A 21,703-nucleotide genomic window follows, 5' to 3' on the forward strand; every position below is an offset into this window, starting at 1 on the left:
ATGTAAATATCTGTATTACATCTTTTGGCGATCACGGAACGCGCGTGCAATTTCACGTTTAGCTTCTTTCTCTTTTAAATCGTGACGTTTATCATATTGCTTCTTACCTTTTGCTAAACCAAGTGCCATCTTTGCAAATCCATTTTTCAAATAAATTCTAAGTGGAACTAATGCGTAACCTGTTTCTTTCGCAGCGCCCGCTAGTTTATCAATTTCTTTTTTATGCAGAAGTAATTTTCTCGTACGAAGTGGATCATGGTTGAAACGATTCCCTTGTTCGTATGTATTAATGTGCATATTATGAACCCATACTTCACCATTATGTACACGTGCAAACGCATCTTTCAAGTTTACGCGTCCAGCGCGAATCGACTTAATTTCCGTTCCTTGAAGGACAAGCCCTGCTTCGTATGTTTCTTCGATGAAATAATCATGAAATGCTTTTTTGTTCTGTGCAATAACCTTACCTGTACCCTTTGGCATATAACGTCCCTCCTCTATTTTTACTATTGTAACAAATGTTAATAAAAAGCGAAAGTGGCTCGCTCAGAATGTGAGATGGATGGAGCTTCTGACCTTGAGGCGCTCTTTACCTCTCGGGAAGAAGTGAAGCCGCCGAACATTCTAGCCACTGTAGCTGGATTCCGATAAAAAGCGAAAGTGGCTCGTTCAGAATGTGAGGTGGATGGAGCTTCTGACCTTGAGGCGCTCTTTACCTCTCGGGAAGAAGTGAAGCCGCCGAACATTCTAGCCACTGTAGCTGGATTCCGATAAAAAGCGAAAGTGGCTCGTTCAGAATGTGAGGTGGATGGAGCTTCTGACCTTGAGGCGCTCTTTGCCTCTGGGGAAGAAGCGAAGCCGCCAAACATTCTAGCCACTGTAGCTGGATTCCGATAAAAAGCGAAAGTGGCTCGCTCTCAAGCCACGAAGAAAAAAGAAAACGGCCCCGCTTTTCATCAAAGCGAAGCCACTCTTTTCTTACTTACGCTTTTTCTTTTTCTTCTTGAATCCTGGTACGTTTTCGAAGAATGCTTTTTTCTTCTTACCGTTACCATCTTTTTTTCCCGGCTGGCTAGCAGAAGCGGATGCAGATCCTCTTCCTTTTCCTTTACCACCACGGTCAAATTTTCTACCTGTGCCACGTTCACCGCCGCGCTCATTACTGCGCTCGCTACGTCCACCGCGTTTCTTTCTGCCTGTTCTTGGCTGCTCGATAACGACTGGACGATCTTTGAACTTACGGCGAGGTGTGCCTTTCATGCCAACGATTTCAAAGTCGATTGCACGCTCGTCTTTGTTTACGTTAATAACGCGAATTGTAATTTCGTCACCGATGCGGAATACGTTTCCTGTACGTTCTCCGATCATAGCGAAATGTTGCTCGTCATAACGGTAGTAATCATCCGTTAAATAACTAACGTGTACAAGACCTTCAATTGTATTTGGAAGCTCTACGAATAAACCGAAGTTTGTTACAGAGCTAATCATACCGTCATACTCTTCACCGATCTTATCAACCATATACTCTGCTTTTTTCATCTCATCTGTTTCACGCTCTGCTTCAACAGCACGACGTTCCATATTAGAAGAATGCTCTGCAATCTCAGGTAATTTTTCACGCCATTTTGCTTGCGTTTCGTTGTCGACTTTACCGTTAATAATGTATTCACGAATTAATCTATGAACGATTGTATCTGGGTAACGACGAATTGGTGATGTGAAGTGTGTGTAGAACTCAGTTGATAAACCGAAATGTCCTAAACTATCCGCATCGTAACGAGCTTGCTTCATAGAACGAAGCATAACTGTTGAAATAACTACTTCTTCTGGCTGTCCTTGAACCATTTCAAGAATTTGTTGTAGCGCGCGAGGATGCACTTCATTCGCACGTCCTTTTACTGCATATCCGAAGTTCGTTACAAACTCGAAGAAACGCTCAAGCTTATCTTCTTTCGGATCTTCATGGACACGGTACATGAATGGTACGTTCATCCAGTGGAAGTGCTCTGCTACTGTTTCATTCGCAACAAGCATAAATTCTTCAATTAACTTCTCTGATACAGAACGATCGCGCATGACAACGTCTGTCGGTTTTCCTTCTTCATCCACTAATACTTTCGCTTCTTTAAAGTCAAAGTCAATTGCACCACGGCGCATACGTTTTTCACGTAAAATTTGTGCCAATTGACCCATCTCTTTAAACATCGGTATGAGCGGCTCATAACGCTTAATTAACTCTTCGTCCTCATCTTCTAAAATGCTTCTTACATCAGTATAAGTCATACGCTCTGTCGTTTTAATCACACTTTGGAAAATCTCGTGTTTAACAACATCACCTAAGTTGTTGATTTCCATTTCACAAGATAATGTCAGACGGTCTACTTTCGGATTTAATGAACAAATACCGTTAGATAGACGGTGTGGAATCATCGGAATTACACGGTCAACAAGATACACACTCGTCGCTCTTTCCGCTGCTTCTACATCAATTGGAGAACCTTCTTGAACGTAATGACTTACATCCGCAATGTGAACGCCTAGCTTGTAGTTACCGTTCTCAAGCTTCGTTACTGTAACAGCATCATCTAAATCTTTTGCGTCTGCACCATCAATCGTTACGATCATTTGATCACGTAGGTCGCGGCGATCTTTTAAATCTTCTTCTGAAATCGTTTCTGGTACACTGTTTGCATGTTCCATCACTTCTTCAGGGAACGCTAAAGGCAAGTGATGTTTATGAATGACAGATAAAATATCTACTCCTGGATCATTTTTATGACCTAGAATTTGAATAACTTCACCTTCCGCACTTAAACGATTCTCTGGATAGCTCGTAATTTTTACAACTACTTTATGGCCTTCTACAGCACCCATTGATGCGCTTTTCAATACGAAAATGTCACTTGTCCAGCGTTTATTGTCAGGTATAACAAATCCAAAGTTTTTCGATTCTGTATATGTACCAACTAGTTCTTTCGTTCCACGTTCTAAAATGCGTACAATAGACCCTTCTTGACGTGAACCACTCGATTGAGAACTAAGGCGTGCTAATACTGTATCGCCATGAAGTGCACCGTTTAACTCTGTAGGCGGGATGAAAAGATCATCATCTCCAGTTTTCTTCTCGTCTGGTACAACGAATGCAAAACCACGTGCATGTCCAATTAACTTACCGCGTATTAAATTCATCTTTTCAGGAAGACCGTAACGGTTGCTACGAGTACGAATAACAAGTCCCTTTTCTTCCATCGTTACAAGTGCCTTTACGAAATCTTTAAAGCCCTCAGAACCTTCAATCCCAAATGCCTCTTCTAACTCTTGTATCGTTAGCGGTTTATACGCTTCTTCTCTCATAAATAATAACAACTTATCAATATGTTCTTGTATGATTTCTTCCAAGCAAAAATACCTCCTTTAAAACCTTATATTATTTAGTGTATCCGAAAGATAGGGGATGTATAAAGTGAAACTTCAATACTCCCCTTATGATTTTTACAGTTTTCACAAAAAATTCCTTATGAAAAAAAGAGGCAACTAGATCTTACCAATCTAGTTGCTCCAAGAAGTTATATACATCCTCATGTAGCTCGTCACGTTGTTTATCAAGTGTAATGACATGCGTAGAGTCTTCATACCATTTAATGTCTTTTAACGTAGATTCTACACCGTTATAAATAATGTTAGCACTATCTGTATTAATCATTTCGTCATGACGTGCTTGTACAACAAATGTTGGTGCATAAATCATATCCACATTGTTACGTACGTCAGCAATTAATTGTTGTAATGCTTTTAATGTATTCATCGGTGTCTTTTGGAATTCCAACATTTCTTGTTCAATTTGTTCAGGTGATTTTTGCTCACGTTTTTTATATTCGCGGGCATATGCCAATATACCTTGGTACATCGTTTCTTCACTCTTAATATACATCGGTGCACACATTGGTACTACACCTAAAACCGGTACTGTATAACCTAATTTTAAAGAAAATACGCCGCCAAGTGACAATCCAACAACAGCAATTTTCTCAAAACCTTTATCTTTTAAAAGCTGATATGCCTCCGTTACATCTTGCCACCAATCTGTAGGCCCTGTATGAACAAGCTCTTCTGGTGGTACACCGTGCCCTTTATAAATTGGCGCATGACAAGTATAGCCCTTCTTTTCTAAGAAACGCCCTAACATACGTACATCAGCTGAGTTCCCTGTGAATCCATGTAGTAATAAAACAGCGCGGTCTCCACCCTCAAATGTAAATGGTTTCGGAGATGCTAATTTCATCATGTATTTCTCCTCTTTCTCTTCTGTAATCTAGTCGTATTCTTTCTATATCTAGTGTACCATATTTGTATTTCTATAATCTAATTAGAAACATCTTTCAAATAGCAAAACAAAAAAAGAAGAACCATTAGTACCATTCACTAACGCTTCTTCTTTCAATTCTATAAATTGAAGTACGTAACACCAATTGTTAATACAAAGAACAATACAGCTAAAACAATTGTAATACGGTTTAATACCGCTTCAATTCCACGTGCCTTTTGCTTACCAAATAATTGCTCCGCACCGCCTGAAATTGCACCTGAAAGGCCTGAGCTATTACTAGATTGCATAAGTACCATAACAATCATTAAAATCGATACAATAATAAGTAAAACTGATAATAACGTATGCACTTGGCGTACCTCCTACAAAGATTCAGTTATTGTAACTGTAGCATAAATTCTATAGAAAAGCGAGAGCTATAGAGGCGCTCTCGCTTTTCTTCTATTACATAAACATCATCGCAAATAACGGTCCAAGTAAACATGTCAAAATTGCTGTTAATGTCATTGTTACCGATCCAATAACACCTTCATGTTCGTTATTTTTCATCGCTCTCATAACACCCATAATATGAGAAGCACATCCAAATCCGATACCTTTACCAACTGAGTTTGTAACACGACTCCATTTTAATAAAAGGGGTCCTGTAATCGTTCCAGTAATACCTGCAATAACAACGAAAGCTGCTGTTAAGGAAGGTACACCACCGACTTGCTCTGAAACACTCATCGCAACTGGCATTGTCACCGATTTTGGTAAAGACGATAAGATTAAGCTTTTATCCGTTCCCATAAGTGAAGCAATCGCAAAATCACTAGCGATTGCAACTGTTGTACCTACTAATACGCCACCAGCAATCGGTACAACATATTTTTGCAGAACATGGCGTTGTTTATAAAGAGGAATTGCAAATGCTACAACACCGGGTCCAAGTAGCTTTGCAATCCAGCCACCACCACTTTCCATATAATGTTGATATGGTATATCAAGCACGATAAATAAGAAAGCCATTAATCCAGTTGCTACAAGCATTGGAATGGTGAATGGTGTTGGAAATAATTTATAGATTTTTTTAGATAATTGATATAATAGCACCGTAAAAAGAACCCAACCGACTCCGATTAATATTTGGCTCATCGCGACTCTCTTTCCTTCCTATTCGCAAGATATTGTCCTGTATGTCCTGCGACAATAATAATTAAAAATGTACTCGCTACAACTGTAATGAAAAGAGAAATTCCTTTACTCATAAAAAAAGCACCGTAATTCATTAGGCCAAGCGTTGGCGGAATTAATAAAAACGGCATAATAGCAACGAGTGTTTCTGCTCCTAAATCGAACCATTTCACTGGAAGAACTTTTAGGCTAAGTAAAACAAGTAAGAGGAACATTCCAATCAAACTTCCTGGGATCGGAATATTTAACATTTCTTGTACCCAAGTTCCAACCATATAAAAAACGTAAAGAGCAGCAATTTGGACAAGAATCTTTGTAAATTTCATGTTCATCATCCCTCATGTTTATACGATCTTCTGTTAATATCTTTATCATAGTATAAATTGTAAAAAGCTGCAATTTATCAACTTGACAGCAAAAACAGCCTATGTTATACGCTTACAACCTTGATATGACTGCATTTCCAAACGAAAATTACGTCAAAAACCTTGACCTAATATAAAAAGTTTTTATTTTCTGAATTTAAAAGGCTATTATTTCAATAAAATAATCTTTTTATTCTTAAACTTACATATATATAAAGTGAAACTTTAATCAATGAGATTCCCCTCATCCTTATTGATTATTAGCCCTCACCAAGCTGGTTTGTACGGGATAAACAAGATAGGTGGTGAACATATGCCCAAAAAAGTTCTCATTTTTTGTGATCCTGGGATTGATGATACGATGGCTCTCCTCTTAGCATTCTTTATCGATGAAATAAAAATCGTCGGTATCGTTGCTGATTACGGCAATGTTCCAAAAAAAATGGCCGTAGAAAATGCTCACTTTTTTAATAACGAAACAAAGAATAGAAATATCAAGATATTCGGTGGTTCAGAACGTCCCCTTACTGGTGCCCCACCTACGTTTTTTACGGATGTACATGGGAAACAGGGGCTCGGTCCAATTATTCCAAAGGTGAATGTGACTAACGGAGAAATGGAGAATTTTTTTGAAGTCATTCCTCTTATTGAACAGTATAAAGATGAATTAATCATTGTAAGTTTAGGAAGACTTACCTCCCTAGCAATTTTATTCATCGTATGTAAACAGTTAATGAAGCAAGTTAAATCTTACTACGTAATGGGCGGTGCCTTTTTACATCCTGGTAATGTTACCCCTATTTCCGAAGCAAACTTTTATGGCGATCCTACTGCTGCTAATATAGTACTTCAATCTACAGCTAACATGTACATATACCCATTAAACGTTACCCAATATTCCGTCATTACACCAGAAATGGCAGAGTATATTGAAGCAAAAGGAAAAGCTCCACTTGTCAAACCGTTATTTGATCATTATTACTACGGATATTATAAAGACGCCCTACCACATTTAAAGGGGAGCCCCTTCCATGACACAATACCAATACTCGCTTTACTTGATAACTCTATGTTTACCTATCACAAATCACCTATCGTTGTCATGACAGAATCTTATGCACAGGGGGCAAGCATTGGAGAATTTCGCTCTTTAGGAGAATCTAAACCATTTATTGATTGGCCGAGTCATCAAATAGCAATTGATTTTGAGTATAACCGCTTCTTCAAACATTTCATGTCACTTATGACGGGTGAACAATTTTAGCATAAAAAAACAGACCGTGATTTCTCACGGTCTGTCGTTTATTTTCTACAATTATCGTTTGATGTTATAGAAAGATTTTACACCATCGTAAACAGCTACTTCGCCTAGCTCGTCTTCGATACGTAATAATTGGTTGTACTTAGCAATACGGTCAGTACGGCTCATAGAACCAGTTTTGATTTGGCCAGCGTTAGTTGCAACTGCGATGTCAGCGATTGTAGCATCTTCAGTTTCACCAGAACGGTGAGATACAACTGCTGTGTAACCAGCACGTTTAGCCATTTCGATAGCTTCGAAAGTCTCAGTTAAAGTACCGATTTGGTTAACTTTAATTAAGATTGAGTTAGAGATACCTTTTTCGATACCTTCAGCAAGTTTTTGAGTGTTAGTTACGAATAAATCGTCACCAACTAATTGTACTTTATCACCGATACGCTCAGTTAATAATTTGTGACCATCCCAGTCGTTTTCGTCTAAACCATCTTCGATAGAGATGATTGGGAAGTCTTTGCAAAGCTCTTCATAGAAATCAACCATTTCTGCAGAAGTTAAGCCAGTACGGCCTTCGCCTGCAAGGTCATATTTACCAGTTTCTTTGTTGTAGAACTCAGAAGAAGCAACGTCCATTCCTAAGAATACGTTCTCGCCAGCTTTGTAACCAGCTTTTTCGATAGCTTCGATGATTACTTCTAGAGCTTCACGGTTAGAACCAAGGTTTGGAGCGAATCCACCTTCGTCACCTACTGCAGTGTTAAGACCTTTGTCATGTAATACAGCTTTAAGTGCATGGAATACTTCAGCACCCATACGGATTGATTCTTTGAATGTTGGAGCACCAACTGGTAAGATCATGAACTCTTGGAAGTCAACGTTGTTATCAGCGTGAGAACCACCGTTGATGATGTTCATCATTGGAGTTGGTAATTGTTTTGCATTGAATCCACCAAGGTAACGGTATAATGGAAGACCTACGAAGTCAGCTGCTGCGTGAGCTACTGCCATAGATACACCAAGGATAGCGTTAGCGCCTAGTTTACCTTTGTTTGGAGTGCCATCTAATTCGATCATAGCACGGTCAATACCAGCTTGGTCAGTTACATCGAAACCAGCGATTTCTGGAGCGATAATTTCGTTAACGTTGTTTACTGCGTTAACAACACCTTTACCAAGGTAACGAGATTTATCACCGTCACGTAATTCTACTGCTTCGTGCTCACCAGTAGATGCACCACTTGGTACGATAGCGCGTCCGAAAGCGCCGCTTTCTGTATAAACTTCTACTTCTACAGTTGGGTTACCACGAGAGTCAAGGACTTCGCGAGCATAAACATCAATAATTGTTGACATAATAAATTCTCTCCTTTTTATATAAGCAAATTATTTAATAATTGTTTTACCTGTCATTTCTTTCGGTTGCTCAACACCAAGAAGTGTAAGCATTGTTGGAGCGATATCACCTAAGATACCATCTTCACGTAATTCTACGTCGTTCTTAGTAACGATGAAAGGAACCGGGTTAGTTGTATGAGCTGTCATTGGCTCTCCTTCAGAAGTTAATTCTTCATCCGCATTACCATGGTCAGCAGTAATAAGTGCTACACCATCTTTTGCAAGAATCGCTTCTACAACTTTTCCTAAACATTCGTCAGTTGCTTCTACTGCTTTAATTGTTGGTTCCATCATCCCAGAATGGCCAACCATATCACAGTTCGCAAAGTTAAGAATGATAACATCATGTTTATCATTTTCGATTTCATTTACTAAAGCGTCCGTTACTTCGTAAATGCTCATTTCAGGTTTCAAGTCATACGTTGCAACCTTTGGTGAGTTAATTAAGATACGCTCTTCTCCTGGGAATTCAGCCTCACGACCACCGCTAAAGAAGAATGTAACGTGCGGATACTTTTCAGTTTCCGCGATGCGAAGTTGCTTTAATCCCGCTTGCGCAACAACTTCACCTAAAGTGTTATCAAGGTTCATTGGCTTGAATGCCACGTAACCATCTACAGTTTCACTGAAGTGTGTCATACATACGAATTCTGGAATGTGAGGTACTTTTTCACCACGATCGAACTCACGGAAGTCTTCGTTTGTAAATACACGAGCAATTTGAATTGCACGGTCTGGACGGAAGTTATAGAAGATAACTGCATCATCATCATTGATTGTTGCAACTGGCGTGTTATCTTCGTTAACAATTACAGACGGCAATACGAATTCATCATAGATACCGTTCGCATAAGAGTCTTCTACACACTCTTCTGCTGATTTATAAGTAGGGCCTTCACCATTCACCATAGCACGGTAACATTTTTCTACGCGATCCCAACGCTTGTCACGGTCCATGGAGTAATAACGACCAGAGATAGTCGCGAATTGTCCTACTCCTGTTTCTTTAATTACTTCATTTGTTGCATCGATATAGCTTTGTGCTGTTTTTGGTCCAACATCGCGGCCATCTAAGAATGCATGAATGTATACTTTCTCAACGCCTTCTTTAGCTGCTAAGCGAAGAAGAGCAAACATATGGTTCATGTGACTGTGCACACCACCGTCAGAAAGTAAACCGAATAAATGAAGTGCAGTACCTTTTTCTTTTACGCTTTTAATTGCACTTTGGAACGTTTCGTTCTTATCGAACTCACCTTCACGAATTGCAACGTTAACGCGTGTTAAGCTTTGATATACAATGCGGCCAGCACCGATATTTAAGTGACCAACCTCAGAGTTACCCATTTGACCTTCTGGAAGACCTACTGCCTCGCCACAAGCTGTAAGCGTTGTGTGAGGGAATTTGTTCCAGTAACCATCAAAATTAGGTTTCTTAGCTTGTGCTACAGCATTCCCGTAAGTTTCTTCACGAAGTCCGAAACCGTCAAGAATGATTAAAGCTGTTGGCTTTCTCATTTTACCGCCCCCAGAAGACCTAAGAACGAAGCAGGCTCTAAGCTAGCACCGCCAACTAAAGCGCCGTCGATGTCAGATTGTGCCATATACTCTTTAATGTTTTCTGGTTTTACGCTACCGCCGTATTGGATACGAACAGCTTCTGCAGCTTCTGGAGAAACAGCTTCTGCAACAACTTTACGGATGTGCGCACATACTTCGTTTGCATCTGCAGAAGAAGAAGATTTACCTGTACCGATAGCCCAGATTGGCTCATAAGCGATAACAGTTGCTTTAACTTGCTCTTCTGTTAAACCTGCAAGTGCTTTTGTCACTTGACCTGCTACTAGGTCAAATGTTTTTCCGCTTTCGCGCTCTTCTAAAGTCTCACCACAACATACGATTGGTGTTAAACCATGTTCAAATGCTGCGATAGTCTTTTTGTTTACTGACTCATCTGTTTCAGCAAACATTTCACGACGCTCAGAGTGGCCAAGTACTACATAGCCAACTTTTAAGTCACTAAGTGCTACCGGGCTAATTTCGCCAGTGAATGCACCATTTTTTTCGAAGTGCATGTTTTGTGCACCTACTTGTAAGTCAGTTCCTTCAGTTGCTGCTACAAGGCGCTCTAAGAATAGAGCTGGAGAGCAAACTACTGCATCAACAGCTGAAGCTGCTGAGATTTGACCTTTAACTTCCTCTACGAAGCTAACTGCTTCAGATAGAGTTTTATTCATTTTCCAGTTACCTGCGATAATTGGTTTACGCATGCTTTGCACCGTCCTTTTTCTTTGGCTGCTACTTATTTGTCGTTAAGACAAACTACACCTGGAAGCTCTTTACCTTCCATGAATTCTAATGACGCACCGCCGCCAGTAGAAATGTGGCTCATTTTATCAGCCATACCGAATTTTTCAACAGCTGCTGCAGAGTCACCACCGCCGATAACAGAGTATGTATCTTCTGCATCTGCTAATGCTTGTCCTACTGCTTTTGTACCTTCTGCGAATGGAGTCATTTCGAATACACCCATTGGTCCATTCCATACAACAAGCTTAGAATTTTTAATTACATCTGCATAAATTTCACGTGTTTTAGGACCGATGTCCACGCCTTCCCAGTTAGAAGGGATAGAGTCGATACCAACGATTTTAGTTGTTGCAGTTTCAGAGAATTCCTCAGTGATTACAACATCAACTGGCATGTAGAAGTTTACGCCTTTTTCTTTTGCAAGTTGCATAAATTCTTTAGCTAGTTCGATCTTGTCGTCTTCACATAGAGATAGACCAATTTCATGACCTAAAGCTTTAACGAATGTGTAAGCAAGTCCACCACCGATGATTAAGTTATCTACTTTGTCTAATAGATGACGAATTACACCGATTTTATCTTTTACTTTCGCACCACCGATAATAGCTGTAAATGGACGTTCTGGGTTAGAAAGTGCTTTACCAAGTACATCTAACTCTTTTTCCATTAATAGACCAGATACTGCTGGTAGGTAGTCTGCGATACCTGCTGTAGAAGCGTGAGCACGGTGAGCTGCACCGAATGCATCGTTTACGAAGATGTCAGCAAGTGCTGCAAATTCTTTCGCAAGTTCTGCATCGTTCTTTTCTTCGCCCGCATAGAAACGTACGTTTTCAAGAACTAATACGTCGCCTTCGTTCATTGCTGCAACCATTTCTTGTGCAACTGGTCCGAATGCTTCGTCCGCTTTTTTAACGTCTTTACCAAGAAGCTCGCCTAAACGTGCTGCTACTGGAGTTAAACGCATTTCTTCTACTACTTGACCTTTTGGACGGCCTAAGTGACTTGCTAAAATAACTTTCGCACCTTGCTCTACTAAATATTGAATTGTAGGAAGAGCTGCACGGATACGAGTTTCATCTGTAATTTTGCCTTCTTTCATAGGTACGTTGAAATCAACGCGGCAAAATACACGCTTACCTTTTAAATCTACGTCACGAATTGATTTTTTGTTCATTGGATTTCCCTCCGACTACTAGTTAGGATTGACAAAACCCACTCAAAAGCTTAACACATTTGCTTTTAAAACGAAAGAAGAGAGAGAGGGAACAAACCCTCTCCCTCGTTTTGTCATTGATAACTTATATAATTAAGAATTAAAGACCTTTTGAAGTCATGTAAGCTGCTAGGTCTACTACGCGGTTAGAGTAACCAGTTTCGTTATCGTACCAAGAAAGTACTTTAACCATGTTACCTTCCATTACCATTGTAGATAATGCATCGATTGTAGAAGAAGCTGTACATCCGTTATAGTCGATAGATACTAATGGCTCTTCGCTGTATCCAAGGATACCTTTTAATTCGCCTTCAGCTGCTGCTTTGAATGCTGCATTTACTTCTTCAACTGTTACTTCTTTGTCAAGTTCAACAACTAGGTCAACTAGAGAAACGTTAGCAGTTGGAACACGTACAGCGCCACCGTTTAATTTACCTTTAAGTTCTGGTAATACTAATGCTACAGCTTTAGCTGCACCAGTAGATGTTGGGATCATGTTTTCAGCTGCTGCACGAGCACGACGTAAATCTTTGTGTGGTAAGTCTAAGATTTGTTGGTCGTTAGTGTAAGAGTGAATTGTTGTCATCATTCCGCGTTTTACGCCGAATTTTTCGTTTAATACTTTAGCGAATGGAGCTAGACAGTTTGTAGTACAAGAAGCGTTAGATACTACGTTGTGGTTAGCTGCATCGTATTGTTCGTGGTTAACACCCATAACTACAGTGATATCTTCGTCAGAAGCTGGAGCTGAGATGATAACTTTCTTAACTGATCCACCTAAGTGTTTCTCAGCGTCTGATTTTTTAGTGAAACGGCCAGTAGATTCTACTACTACTTCTACTCCGTAGTCGCTCCATGGTAATTGAGCTGGGTCACGCTCAGCGATAACTTTAATTTCTTTACCGTTAACAACGATGCTGTTTTCGTTAGCAGATACTTCTGCATTTAAAGTTCCGTGAACTGTGTCATATTTTAAAAGGTGAGCTAATGTTTTAGCATCTGTTAAGTCGTTGATTGCTACTACTTCTACCTCAGAGTTGTTAAGAGCTGCGCGGAATACGTTACGTCCGATACGTCCAAATCCATTAATACCAATTTTAGTCATTTGAATTTCCTCCTTGGGGGATTATATTAAAGGGTAAAACCCTTTGTTAACTGTTTTGCTGCACCTTCATCTGTAATTAGAATTGAAGTGTGCCCTTGTTTAATTACAGCCTGTATTGCTTTTGCCTTTGAAGAACCTCCAGCGACTGCAACAACGTGAGATACATTTTGTAAATCCTCTAGTTGCATACCAACTGTTCTTACTTTATGAACAACATTTCCTTCTTCATTAAAGTAGTAACCGAAAGCTTCGCCAACTGCTTCGCTTGCCTGAATCTTTAACCAATCTGCTTCTGAAGTACTTCTGCGACGTGCCATTGTTAACGCATCACCTATTCCATGAATGACGATATTGGAAGATCGAATCAACTCAAGAACTTCTTTCACGGAAGGCTCTGTCACAATAGACGCATATGCTTCGCTACTAACATGGTCTGGAACATACAATAAGCGATAATTACTCATCGTATTTTGTGCCATCTTGGCACAAATGGTATTGGCTTCTAATTCGACGCCTTCTCCAATTCCACCACGTGCTGGGACAAATAGCATATGTAAATCTTTGCAATCAAGTTGCATCATGTCCGCAGCAGCAGCTAGCGTAGTTCCTCCAGCCACAGCAACGATATTATTCGCTGTCAGACGGTCTTTTATACAAGTCACACAAGCACGGCCCATCTCCAGTTTGACCCAAGGTGATTCATCACTATCACCAGGGACAACGAAAACTTCATCCAAGTCTAATGTTTCCTTAAGTTGCTTTTCTAAAACCTTTAACCCGGAAATTTCTTTCATAAAGTCTTCCAAAGCAAGAACTAAAGCTGTTCCTTCTTCTGTCAAAGTCATTCCAGAAGAAGCGACGTGAACTAAGTTTTGTTCTTTCAAAACTTGAACTTCACTTCGCAATACTCGTTCTGTCATACCGAGACTTGCTGATAAGTTTCTTCTTCCAATCGGCTGCATGAGCCTAATGTATTGAAGAATTTGCATTCTCGTTTGCATAACAGGTAGCAGATCAGGTAATAATTTTTTTGTGTTCTGAATCCATGAGCGCATATCTTTTCTCCTCACTACATCGGTTCATTTTTCCTTCGTGGTCACTTTACGTCCCGTAGTGACATTTTGTGTCCCACATAGGTTAAAAAAATAATCCCTGCTACGTGTATTATTGTAACAGGAGATAGAAACTTATTCAACTCTTAACTGCATTCTTTATATAGTTTATTATGACACCTTTGTGAATGTTACCATATTCTACTTGTTTTCCGTCCATTTCTACAACCGGAATCATTAAGTGATATTTTTCTAAAAGGTCATTATCTTCATATATATCTATTTCCTCGATTTGAAAAGAATATTCACATTGTACTTCCTGTAAAACTTGTTTCGCCTTCACGCAAAGGCCACAATCTTTTTTAGTATACAGTACAACTTTCATCTTCTTCACCTATCCGATCGTTTTTCGTAATGACGAAGCTGGGATATGCATTTGTTCTCTATACTTCGCCACTGTTCTTCGAGAAATAACAATTTCATGCTCTTCTTCTAATAATTTTGAAATCTTTTGATCTGAAAGTGGCTTTTTCTTATCCTCTGCCCCAATTAGCGTTTGAATAAATTGTTGTACACGTTTTGTAGAAACTGCTTCATCTTCAGTCGTCGAAACGGCATTGCTAAAGAACGATTTCATCTCAAATAAACCGTGTGGTGTTTGAACATATTTATTTCGCGTCGCACGACTAATTGTCGATTCATGCACACTTAACTCTTCCGCTACCTCTTTTAAAGCGAGAGGTCTTAAATACTCTGGACCTTTCCAGAAGAAATCACGTTGTTTTTCCATAATAATAGTCATTACTTGCAGCAGCGTCTGTTTTCTCTGCTTCAAACTGCGCATAATCCACTGCACATGCTGATACTTTTCTGATACGTAAGATGCTACTTCACTTTCACTATTATTAAGAAGCGCACTATATTCAGAATGAATTTCAATTCTCGGCATATTTCTCTCATTCATTTGTAAAACGAGGCGATCGCCATCTTTTTTCACCGCCATATCAGGCACAATATAAAGTGGTTTATCTGAAGAAAACGCAAGACCTGGTTTTGGTTGTAATGACGTTATACAATTTACCGCACTCTGTAATTCCTCATTACTACATTTCAACACTTGAACGAGCTTTCGCCAATCTTTCTTCACAAAATAAGCGAAATGATCTTCTACAACCTCTTCTGCTAATCCATTCCGTCTTTGTAAGCGCTTCAATTGCAAGGTTAAACATTCCTGAATATTACGCGCCCCTACCCCTGCTGGTTCCAGTGATTGGACAAGCTCTACAGAGCGGTCGACTACATGAATATGCGCAGAAAGGAGCTCTGCTAACTCTTCATTCGTTTCTTGTAAATATCCATTTCCATCCATGTTCATAATAATGAAAGAAGCTACTTTTCGCTCTTCTTCATCTATTTTATAATACTGTATTTGATTTAATAAATGTTGCTGAATCGTTGTAGAATCCACACTGTAGATCTCCATCTGATTCTCGACTTGTTTGCTGGTACTTTTACTGTTGTTAGAGCTCTTTTTCTTCTCCCTCTCAAAACCACCTAACTCAATAAGGGGATTCTCTAACGATTGCTCATACAAAAACTCCGATAATTCTTGTACATTATACTGGAGCATTGTAATCGCTTGCCTTAACTCTTGTGTCATTGCCAAACGTAAGCTTTGTTCTTGTAAAAGACTTGCCTTCAAACTAATCTCCCCCTTGTTTCTATTGTACAATAAGTTTGGTAAAAGGAGAATGCTATCACAGACACCCATTCCAAAATATTATTAATTTATATGTATTAATGAGATTTACAACTTACAACCGAAATTTGAATAATATTGAAAGAAAATAATAAGTTTAAAAATTATAATCAAGTACTAATAGTAAATCTTATCACCAGATATAACAAGAGAAAAATAAAAAAAGTCCTAACCTACAAAACGTAAGTTAGGACTTTTTGACGCGCCCAGAGGGATTCGAACCCCCGGCAGACGTGGTACCGGAAACCACCGCTCTATCCGACTGAGCTATGGGCGCATGATTATAGAAAACACTTCATTTTCTTCTCATAATAATAGCAATAAAATCCATCTAAATCAATAAAAATATCCCCGTAATACCTTATGCATCTTAGCTAAAAGCATATAAAATCTATTTCACCCCTAAATTTTCCAATCATAAATTCACCCCAACTCACAAATTATAATCTTTGAATTGATATTCCAAAGGGGGCTTCATTCAATGACTGTAATTACGAAACTAAAGCAAACTGTTTCTGGATTAAAAAGTGCACAAGCTAGCTTAGAGGGATTCGCTCTTGATACGGATAACCAACAAGCGAAGCAACTTTTCCAAACAGCTGCGCAGCAAACACAAACGATTATCGATTCTTTAAACCCACGCGTTGAAGAAGTCCAACAAGAAGAACCACAATACTCACAGCAATAACAAATCAGTCTTGCTGTGAAATAGAAAAAGGATGATATGCAGTCATCCTTTTTCTATCACATTACATATTGTAATAGAAATGGAATGATAATTATGCGAAAACTCGGCCTCATAACCGCATTATTTGCACTTCTATTTAGCTCTTTTACCGGATGTGATAATAGTCCTTTAGATAAAAAAGTGAAAGAAGAAGCAAAACGAACGGAGAAAGAAAAAGGTCCAAAGTTAACAAAGACGAGTACGGAATCCTTTAATCAATCTATATCACAAGGAGCGAAAAAAAGAGCTCTCGCTATGGATGAAATTATAAAAAGCACAGCAGTGAATTCAAATTTAGATCTCTACATAGCAGTTACACCTGAGCATCACGAAAGGTTTGGATTAAAACCTCTTCGTAAAAAGCTTCAAAAGCAGCTAAGTGATGAGCATCCTACTTTCGATGTTCGTGTCAGTACAGATAAAAAAATCTTTATGTTACTCGAAAAACTCGAAAGAAAAATTAAGGAAAAAGAAGTATCTAAAGATGAAATTAATAAGCAATTAAAATTCATTGGTAAAAAAATGGAGTCTAACACTTAACGCTTTTTAAAAGAAAAGGAAGGATTGCAATGTCTAGTAAAGATAAAAACTTAACCCCTGTACAACAGGAGTATAAAAAATTCGAACAAGAACGCGAACCGAAAAGACCTGTCTTAAAAAATTGTATAAAAGCCTTTTTCGTCGGTGGTTTTATTTGCTTCATCGGACAACTCATTTCTACTTTTTATATCACATATTTTGATTTCACTGAACGCTCAGCAGGAAATCCGACAGTCGCAACTCTTATTTTCATTTCTATGTTACTAACTGGATTTGGTATATACGATCGTTTTGGGCAGTTTGCTGGTGCTGGCACAGCTGTACCTGTTACTGGATTTGGTAACTCTGTTATTGCAGCATGTATTGAGCATCGAACGGAAGGATTCGTCCTTGGTGTTGGCGGCAATATGTTTAAACTAGCGGGTTCTGTTATTTTATTTGGTGTATTTTCCGCTTTCGTCATCGCACTTATTAAAACGATTCTCGTTCAATGGGGAGGGCTATAAATGTTACAAGGACACCGAACGTGGGTATTTGAAAACAAACCAGTCATTATCTCAACAGGGGTTGTCGGCGGACCATTTGAAGCAAAGGGGAACATCCCAGAAGACTTCGATATCCTTCATGAAGATTTATGGCTTGGACAAGATTCCTATGAAAAAGCACATAAAATTTTATTCGAAGAAGCTTGTAGCCGCGCTACTGAAAAAGCAGAACTTCGTAAAGACGATATTCAATTCGTACTCGCAGGAGATTTAATTAATCAAATCACTCCAACAAGCTTTGCTTGCCGCACACTTGGCACTCCTTATCTCGGACTATTCGGGGCTTGCTCTACTTCTATGGAAGGTTTAGCACTTGGGGCAAGTATCGTAAATGCAAAAGGTGCAAAATATTTATTAACTGGAGCTTCAAGCCATAATACTGCTGTAGAAAAACAATTCCGCTACCCTACCGAATACGGCGGACAAAAGCCGCCTACTGCACAGTGGACAGTAACCGGAGCAGGAGCCGCTATTTTAAGCGATACTGGACACGGTCCAAGAGTAACCTCTGCAACAATCGGACGAGTGATTGATATGGGATTAACGGATCCGTTTAATATGGGAGGCGCAATGGCTCCAGCTGCAGTTGATACAATTGAAGCCCATTTACGTGAACGCCAAATTGATGCCTCTTACTACGATTTAATCGTAACAGGCGATCTCGGACATGTAGGACGCGAAATTGCTTATGACTTACTACATAAACACGGAACGAAAGTAACGAGCGAACAATTTCAAGATTGCGGAATTATCATTTACAGAGAAGGACAACCTGTCATAGCTGGTGCTAGCGGGCCTGGATGTTCCGCAACAGTCGTGTATGGTCATTTATTAAACCGAATGAAAAGAGGAGAGTTCAAAAAAATACTTGTCATTGCGACAGGCGCTTTACTATCTCCACTTACATTCCAACAAGAAGAAACAATTCCATGTATCGCTCATGCCGTTTCGATTGAATTTGGAGGTGCAACGCAATGATTTTTTTCTGGGCTTTCGTCATTGGCGGACTCATATGTGTAATCGGCCAACTTATGTTTGATGTCGGCAAACTAACACCCGCTCATACAATGGCAACACTCGTTGTTGCTGGAGCTATATTAGATGGATTTAATTTGTATGAGCCATTAATTGATTTCGCTGGAGCCGGGGCAACTGTACCTATTACAAGCTTTGGTAATGCCCTCGTTCATGGCGCAATGGAAGAAGCTGCAAAACATGGCATCGTTGGCGTTATTACCGGCATGTTTAAAGTAACGAGCGCCGGTGTATCAGCAGCTATTATTTTCGGCTTCATTGGAGCATTATTATTTAAACCGAAAGGATAAGAGGTGTTTATATGACTGTTATCTCTAGCGTAAAAACTTGCCTTGCTAGTGTAAGGGGCGCCCAAGCAAGCTTAAGCTCTCTTTCATTAAATTCACAAGACGAAGAATCAAAACGCGTATTTCATGAATGTATGTTAGAAATGGACAGCGTCATCGCTGATTTAAAGGATAGAATTTCAGTATTAGAACGTGAAGAACCTCAATATAAAGGGTTTTAAGTAGACTGGAGGAAACGACTATGTCTCACCTGCCGGAATGGACACTTGTCATTCTTCGCTCTGTATTCATATTAATTATTTTATTCGCTATTACGAAATGGTTAGGGAAAAGACAAATCTCTCAGCTTTCCTTTTTTGAATACATAGCCGGAATGACGATTGGTGACATCGCTGCCCAAGTATCTACAGGGCTCGATTCAAAATTTTTTCACGGCGTCTTTGCGATACTCATTTTCGCTGTGGTACCTTTTTTAACAGGAATCCTCTCTTTAAAGAACAAAACAGCTCGGGACTTCTTTGAAGGAAAATCTACCGTATTAATAAAAGACGGAAAGATACTCGAAGATAATTTAAAGAAAGAAAAATATACGAGTGACGAATTACTGGAACTTCTCCGTGGAAAAAGTGCGTTCAGCGTAGCTGAAGTCGAATTTGCTGTCTTAGAACCGAGCGGAGAATTAAATGTATTATTAAAGAAAGATTCTCAGCCACTTACAGCAAAAGACATCGGTTTAAAAGTACCAAACGAGAAAGAACCACAAACTGTTATTATGGATGGAAATGTACTAGATGAACCTCTTTCAGCAAGCGGACATAACCGCGCTTGGCTACATTCAGAATTAGAAAAACTCGGTGTTGTTATTGAAAATGTCTTCCTCGGTCAAGTGGATTCATACGGACAACTTACTATCGACATTTACAATGACAAACTCCAAATGCCTTCTCCTCAAAATAAACCTTTATTATTAGCATCTTTAAAAAAATGTCATGCTGATCTTGAACTATTTTCCCTAGAAACAAAGTCGAAATCAGCAAGCGAAATGTATAGTAAAAACGCCAAACAAATCGAAAAGATTTTAAATAAAGTAACCTATCTTTTAAAAGACTAATTATCGAAAGAACGCTTCAGTTAAAAGGCGTTCTTTTCTTTTTTCTCCAGTTTTCATAACGTTTAAATTTATGTAATTCGGTTATGATGTTGAAGATACATAAGCAGGGAATTTCGAAAACATAGCGAATATTTCATGGTACAACGACATATTTTTTTGATTTAAAGTGGTTTCGTTTGACCTTTATTGACCATAATTGTATTATAAGACTAAGAAAGCTTTATAAGGAGGAAATAACAGATGAATTTAATTCCTACAGTAATTGAACAAACAAATCGTGGAGAACGCGCTTACGATATTTACTCTCGACTATTAAAAGACCGCATCATTATGCTTGGTAGTGCAATTGATGACAACGTAGCTAACTCAATCGTTTCCCAGCTTTTATTCTTGGAATCTCAAGATCCAGAAAAAGATATTCACATCTACATCAACAGCCCTGGTGGTTCTATCACAGCGGGTATGGCAATCTATGATACAATGCAGTTTATTAAGCCACAAGTATCAACAATCTGTATCGGTATGGCTGCATCTATGGGTGCATTCTTACTTGCAGCAGGTGAAAAAGGAAAACGTTATGCACTTCCAAACAGTGAAGTAATGATTCACCAACCACTTGGTGGAGCACAAGGTCAAGCGACTGAAATCGAAATCGCTGCAAAACGTATCCTATTCTTACGTGAAAAACTAAACCAAATTCTTGCTGACCGCACTGGTCAACCACTTGAAGTACTACAACGCGACACAGACCGCGACAACTTCATGACAGCAGAAAAAGCTTTAGAATACGGTTTAATCGATAAGATCTTTACAAATCGTTAATAACTAAAAGCGGAAGCGGCTCGTTCAGAATCGCAGGGCGATGGAGCACCTGATTCCGAGGCGCTTTTTGCCTCGAATGAAGGGGCGAAGCGACCGGAGATTCTAGCCGCTGGAGCTGGATATAACTAAAAGTGGAAGCGCCCTATAATTGGGCGCTTCTTTTATATATTGTTCCCCGCTCACATACCCCATCCAGTATCCCTCTAAATATATCAACGATTTTTCAATTATATCGAACAAAACTTAAATTATATCAACGATTTTTTTAATATATCAACGGTTCGACACAACATATCGATTTACCGACAATCTCCGACAAGGACAAACCAGCTACATACCCCCTATCCCGAAAACTCCCTTTAAGTAAACCGCAAAAACAAAAAGCTATCGCATATACGCGATAGCTTCTTATTGTACATATGCAGCTAATGCTTCTAAAGCCTCTTCTGCATCTGAACCTTCTGTTGTAATTGTTATCATGCTTCCAGTTCCAATTGCTAAGCTCATAATCCCCATTATGCTCTTTGCATTTACTGTCTTTCCATCTTTCTCGATGAAGATATCTGCATGAAAGCGATTTGCCTCTTGTACAAACAACGCAGCCGGACGTGCTTGTAAACCGTTTTTTAATGAAACCTGAACTCGTTTTTGAACCACAGCTCCATTTCCCCTT

At 39.2% G+C, this 21,703-nt stretch carries 24 protein-coding genes and 1 tRNA gene; 9 read left to right on the top strand and 16 right to left on the bottom strand.

The genetic code is table 11. The features are described 5' to 3' along the window. Positions 1-15: 15 nt before the first annotated feature. From smpB to V7S45_RS25310, 6 genes are all read right to left on the bottom strand, one after another. Entirely contained in the window at positions 16-483 is a 468-nt protein-coding gene (gene smpB, locus V7S45_RS25285) for an SsrA-binding protein (RefSeq protein WP_001123919.1), read from the bottom strand. A 495-nt stretch (positions 484-978) separates the two neighbouring features. After that, positions 979-3,399, bottom strand: coding sequence for a ribonuclease R (gene rnr, locus V7S45_RS25290; RefSeq protein WP_089607714.1), 2,421 nt, complete (start codon positions 3,397-3,399; stop codon positions 979-981). 142 nt (positions 3,400-3,541) lie between these two features. After that, the gene (estA, locus tag V7S45_RS25295; RefSeq protein ID WP_000761986.1) at positions 3,542-4,282 is read right to left on the bottom strand and encodes a carboxylesterase; all 741 of its coding nucleotides are present in this window, start codon (positions 4,280-4,282) and stop codon (positions 3,542-3,544) included. A 161-nt stretch (positions 4,283-4,443) separates the two neighbouring features. Next, complete coding sequence (secG, locus tag V7S45_RS25300) at positions 4,444-4,677, bottom strand: preprotein translocase subunit SecG (protein ID WP_000557264.1); 234 nt, start codon at positions 4,675-4,677, stop codon at positions 4,444-4,446. A 94-nt stretch (positions 4,678-4,771) separates the two neighbouring features. Beyond that, positions 4,772-5,464, bottom strand: a complete 693-nt coding sequence (locus V7S45_RS25305) for an LrgB family protein (RefSeq protein ID WP_000078309.1) — start codon at positions 5,462-5,464, stop codon at positions 4,772-4,774. Next, positions 5,461-5,829, bottom strand: coding sequence for a CidA/LrgA family holin-like protein (locus V7S45_RS25310; protein WP_000673222.1), 369 nt, complete (start codon positions 5,827-5,829; stop codon positions 5,461-5,463). The genes V7S45_RS25305 and V7S45_RS25310 overlap by 4 nt, the downstream gene beginning before the upstream one ends. 352 nt (positions 5,830-6,181) lie before the next feature. Here V7S45_RS25310 and V7S45_RS25315 point away from each other — a divergent pair, with 352 nt between their 5' ends. After that, positions 6,182-7,132 (top strand): nucleoside hydrolase, encoded by a 951-nt coding sequence (locus tag V7S45_RS25315; protein ID WP_089607715.1) that lies wholly within the window; start codon positions 6,182-6,184, stop codon positions 7,130-7,132. 51 nt (positions 7,133-7,183) lie between these two features. Here V7S45_RS25315 and eno read toward each other — a convergent pair whose 3' ends face one another. From eno to V7S45_RS25360, 9 genes are all read right to left on the bottom strand, one after another. Next, the gene (gene eno / locus V7S45_RS25320; RefSeq protein WP_000103955.1) at positions 7,184-8,479 is read right to left on the bottom strand and encodes a phosphopyruvate hydratase; all 1,296 of its coding nucleotides are present in this window, start codon (positions 8,477-8,479) and stop codon (positions 7,184-7,186) included. A 30-nt stretch (positions 8,480-8,509) separates the two neighbouring features. After that, on the bottom strand, positions 8,510-10,039 hold the full coding sequence (gpmI, locus tag V7S45_RS25325; RefSeq protein WP_001231152.1) for a 2,3-bisphosphoglycerate-independent phosphoglycerate mutase: 1,530 nt from the start codon (positions 10,037-10,039) through the stop codon (positions 8,510-8,512). Next, complete coding sequence (gene tpiA / locus V7S45_RS25330; protein ID WP_242278361.1) at positions 10,036-10,791, bottom strand: triose-phosphate isomerase; 756 nt, start codon at positions 10,789-10,791, stop codon at positions 10,036-10,038. The genes gpmI and tpiA overlap by 4 nt, the downstream gene beginning before the upstream one ends. A gap of 32 nt (positions 10,792-10,823) precedes the next feature. Further along, the gene (locus tag V7S45_RS25335) at positions 10,824-12,008 is read right to left on the bottom strand and encodes a phosphoglycerate kinase (protein ID WP_001036350.1); all 1,185 of its coding nucleotides are present in this window, start codon (positions 12,006-12,008) and stop codon (positions 10,824-10,826) included. A 139-nt stretch (positions 12,009-12,147) separates the two neighbouring features. Then, the gene (gene gap / locus V7S45_RS25340; protein WP_000161236.1) at positions 12,148-13,152 is read right to left on the bottom strand and encodes a type I glyceraldehyde-3-phosphate dehydrogenase; all 1,005 of its coding nucleotides are present in this window, start codon (positions 13,150-13,152) and stop codon (positions 12,148-12,150) included. Positions 13,153-13,178: 26 nt separating this feature from the next. Beyond that, positions 13,179-14,207 (bottom strand): gapA transcriptional regulator CggR, encoded by a 1,029-nt coding sequence (cggR, locus tag V7S45_RS25345; RefSeq protein ID WP_001258185.1) that lies wholly within the window; start codon positions 14,205-14,207, stop codon positions 13,179-13,181. 136 nt (positions 14,208-14,343) lie between these two features. Next, positions 14,344-14,589 (bottom strand): glutaredoxin family protein, encoded by a 246-nt coding sequence (locus tag V7S45_RS25350; protein ID WP_000869730.1) that lies wholly within the window; start codon positions 14,587-14,589, stop codon positions 14,344-14,346. A gap of 9 nt (positions 14,590-14,598) precedes the next feature. Then, the gene (gene rpoN, locus V7S45_RS25355; RefSeq protein ID WP_088344098.1) at positions 14,599-15,906 is read right to left on the bottom strand and encodes an RNA polymerase factor sigma-54; all 1,308 of its coding nucleotides are present in this window, start codon (positions 15,904-15,906) and stop codon (positions 14,599-14,601) included. Positions 15,907-16,164: 258 nt separating this feature from the next. Further along, a tRNA-Arg gene (locus tag V7S45_RS25360) sits at positions 16,165-16,240 on the bottom strand. A gap of 204 nt (positions 16,241-16,444) precedes the next feature. On the opposite strand from V7S45_RS25360, the gene V7S45_RS25365 reads away from it, so the two are divergent. The 8 genes from V7S45_RS25365 to clpP all read left to right on the top strand — a co-directional run bounded on the left by V7S45_RS25365 (position 16,445) and on the right by clpP (position 21,030). Continuing rightward, the gene (locus V7S45_RS25365; RefSeq protein ID WP_000216166.1) at positions 16,445-16,651 is read left to right on the top strand and encodes a DUF1657 domain-containing protein; all 207 of its coding nucleotides are present in this window, start codon (positions 16,445-16,447) and stop codon (positions 16,649-16,651) included. Between the two features lie 93 nt (positions 16,652-16,744). After that, on the top strand, positions 16,745-17,230 hold the full coding sequence (locus tag V7S45_RS25370) for a YhcN/YlaJ family sporulation lipoprotein (protein WP_001228545.1): 486 nt from the start codon (positions 16,745-16,747) through the stop codon (positions 17,228-17,230). Positions 17,231-17,259: 29 nt separating this feature from the next. Then, the gene (gene spoVAC / locus V7S45_RS25375; protein ID WP_000095399.1) at positions 17,260-17,736 is read left to right on the top strand and encodes a stage V sporulation protein AC; all 477 of its coding nucleotides are present in this window, start codon (positions 17,260-17,262) and stop codon (positions 17,734-17,736) included. Next, entirely contained in the window at positions 17,737-18,753 is a 1,017-nt protein-coding gene (gene spoVAD, locus V7S45_RS25380; protein ID WP_089607717.1) for a stage V sporulation protein AD, read from the top strand. It begins immediately after the preceding gene. Continuing rightward, positions 18,750-19,100: a stage V sporulation protein AE gene (gene spoVAE / locus V7S45_RS25385; protein ID WP_000575919.1), complete on the top strand. Its 351-nt coding sequence runs from the start codon at positions 18,750-18,752 to the stop codon at positions 19,098-19,100. Before spoVAD ends, spoVAE begins: the two co-directional genes overlap by 4 nt. Positions 19,101-19,111: 11 nt before the next feature. Continuing rightward, positions 19,112-19,318 carry a DUF1657 domain-containing protein gene (locus tag V7S45_RS25390; protein ID WP_000216153.1) on the top strand — a complete coding sequence of 69 codons (207 nt, stop codon included), beginning with the start codon at positions 19,112-19,114 and terminating at the stop codon, positions 19,316-19,318. A gap of 20 nt (positions 19,319-19,338) precedes the next feature. Further along, complete coding sequence (locus V7S45_RS25395; protein ID WP_000018924.1) at positions 19,339-20,208, top strand: DUF421 domain-containing protein; 870 nt, start codon at positions 19,339-19,341, stop codon at positions 20,206-20,208. A gap of 240 nt (positions 20,209-20,448) precedes the next feature. Then, complete coding sequence (clpP, locus tag V7S45_RS25400) at positions 20,449-21,030, top strand: ATP-dependent Clp endopeptidase proteolytic subunit ClpP (RefSeq protein ID WP_001049162.1); 582 nt, start codon at positions 20,449-20,451, stop codon at positions 21,028-21,030. 408 nt (positions 21,031-21,438) lie between these two features. Here clpP and V7S45_RS25405 read toward each other — a convergent pair whose 3' ends face one another. Next, positions 21,439-21,687, bottom strand: a complete 249-nt coding sequence (locus tag V7S45_RS25405) for an HPr family phosphocarrier protein (protein ID WP_000250307.1) — start codon at positions 21,685-21,687, stop codon at positions 21,439-21,441. Between the last annotated feature and the right edge of the window lie 16 nt (positions 21,688-21,703).

Origin of the sequence: Bacillus sp. BR3(2024), assembly GCF_039134555.1 — a bacterium.
GTDB classification, from domain to species: domain Bacteria; phylum Bacillota; class Bacilli; order Bacillales; family Bacillaceae_G; genus Bacillus_A; species Bacillus_A cereus.

Excerpts from the sequence above, each read along its gene's own strand:
- smpB (WP_001123919.1), bottom strand. The coding sequence starts at position 483 with ATGCCAAAGGGTACAGGTAAGGTTATTGCACAGAACAAAAAAGCATTT.
- estA (WP_000761986.1), bottom strand. The coding sequence starts at position 4,282 with ATGAAATTAGCATCTCCGAAACCATTTACATTTGAGGGTGGAGACCGC.
- V7S45_RS25305 (WP_000078309.1), bottom strand. The coding sequence starts at position 5,464 with ATGAGCCAAATATTAATCGGAGTCGGTTGGGTTCTTTTTACGGTGCTA.
- V7S45_RS25310 (WP_000673222.1), bottom strand. The coding sequence starts at position 5,829 with ATGAAATTTACAAAGATTCTTGTCCAAATTGCTGCTCTTTACGTTTTT.
- V7S45_RS25315 (WP_089607715.1), top strand. The coding sequence starts at position 6,182 with ATGCCCAAAAAAGTTCTCATTTTTTGTGATCCTGGGATTGATGATACG.
- eno (WP_000103955.1), bottom strand. The coding sequence starts at position 8,479 with ATGTCAACAATTATTGATGTTTATGCTCGCGAAGTCCTTGACTCTCGT.
- gpmI (WP_001231152.1), bottom strand. The coding sequence starts at position 10,039 with ATGAGAAAGCCAACAGCTTTAATCATTCTTGACGGTTTCGGACTTCGT.
- tpiA (WP_242278361.1), bottom strand. The coding sequence starts at position 10,791 with ATGCGTAAACCAATTATCGCAGGTAACTGGAAAATGAATAAAACTCTA.
- V7S45_RS25335 (WP_001036350.1), bottom strand. The coding sequence starts at position 12,008 with ATGAACAAAAAATCAATTCGTGACGTAGATTTAAAAGGTAAGCGTGTA.
- gap (WP_000161236.1), bottom strand. The coding sequence starts at position 13,152 with ATGACTAAAATTGGTATTAATGGATTTGGACGTATCGGACGTAACGTA.
- cggR (WP_001258185.1), bottom strand. The coding sequence starts at position 14,207 with ATGCGCTCATGGATTCAGAACACAAAAAAATTATTACCTGATCTGCTA.
- V7S45_RS25350 (WP_000869730.1), bottom strand. The coding sequence starts at position 14,589 with ATGAAAGTTGTACTGTATACTAAAAAAGATTGTGGCCTTTGCGTGAAG.
- V7S45_RS25365 (WP_000216166.1), top strand. The coding sequence starts at position 16,445 with ATGACTGTAATTACGAAACTAAAGCAAACTGTTTCTGGATTAAAAAGT.
- V7S45_RS25370 (WP_001228545.1), top strand. The coding sequence starts at position 16,745 with ATGCGAAAACTCGGCCTCATAACCGCATTATTTGCACTTCTATTTAGC.
- spoVAC (WP_000095399.1), top strand. The coding sequence starts at position 17,260 with ATGTCTAGTAAAGATAAAAACTTAACCCCTGTACAACAGGAGTATAAA.
- spoVAD (WP_089607717.1), top strand. The coding sequence starts at position 17,737 with ATGTTACAAGGACACCGAACGTGGGTATTTGAAAACAAACCAGTCATT.
- spoVAE (WP_000575919.1), top strand. The coding sequence starts at position 18,750 with ATGATTTTTTTCTGGGCTTTCGTCATTGGCGGACTCATATGTGTAATC.
- V7S45_RS25390 (WP_000216153.1), top strand. The coding sequence starts at position 19,112 with ATGACTGTTATCTCTAGCGTAAAAACTTGCCTTGCTAGTGTAAGGGGC.
- V7S45_RS25395 (WP_000018924.1), top strand. The coding sequence starts at position 19,339 with ATGTCTCACCTGCCGGAATGGACACTTGTCATTCTTCGCTCTGTATTC.
- clpP (WP_001049162.1), top strand. The coding sequence starts at position 20,449 with ATGAATTTAATTCCTACAGTAATTGAACAAACAAATCGTGGAGAACGC.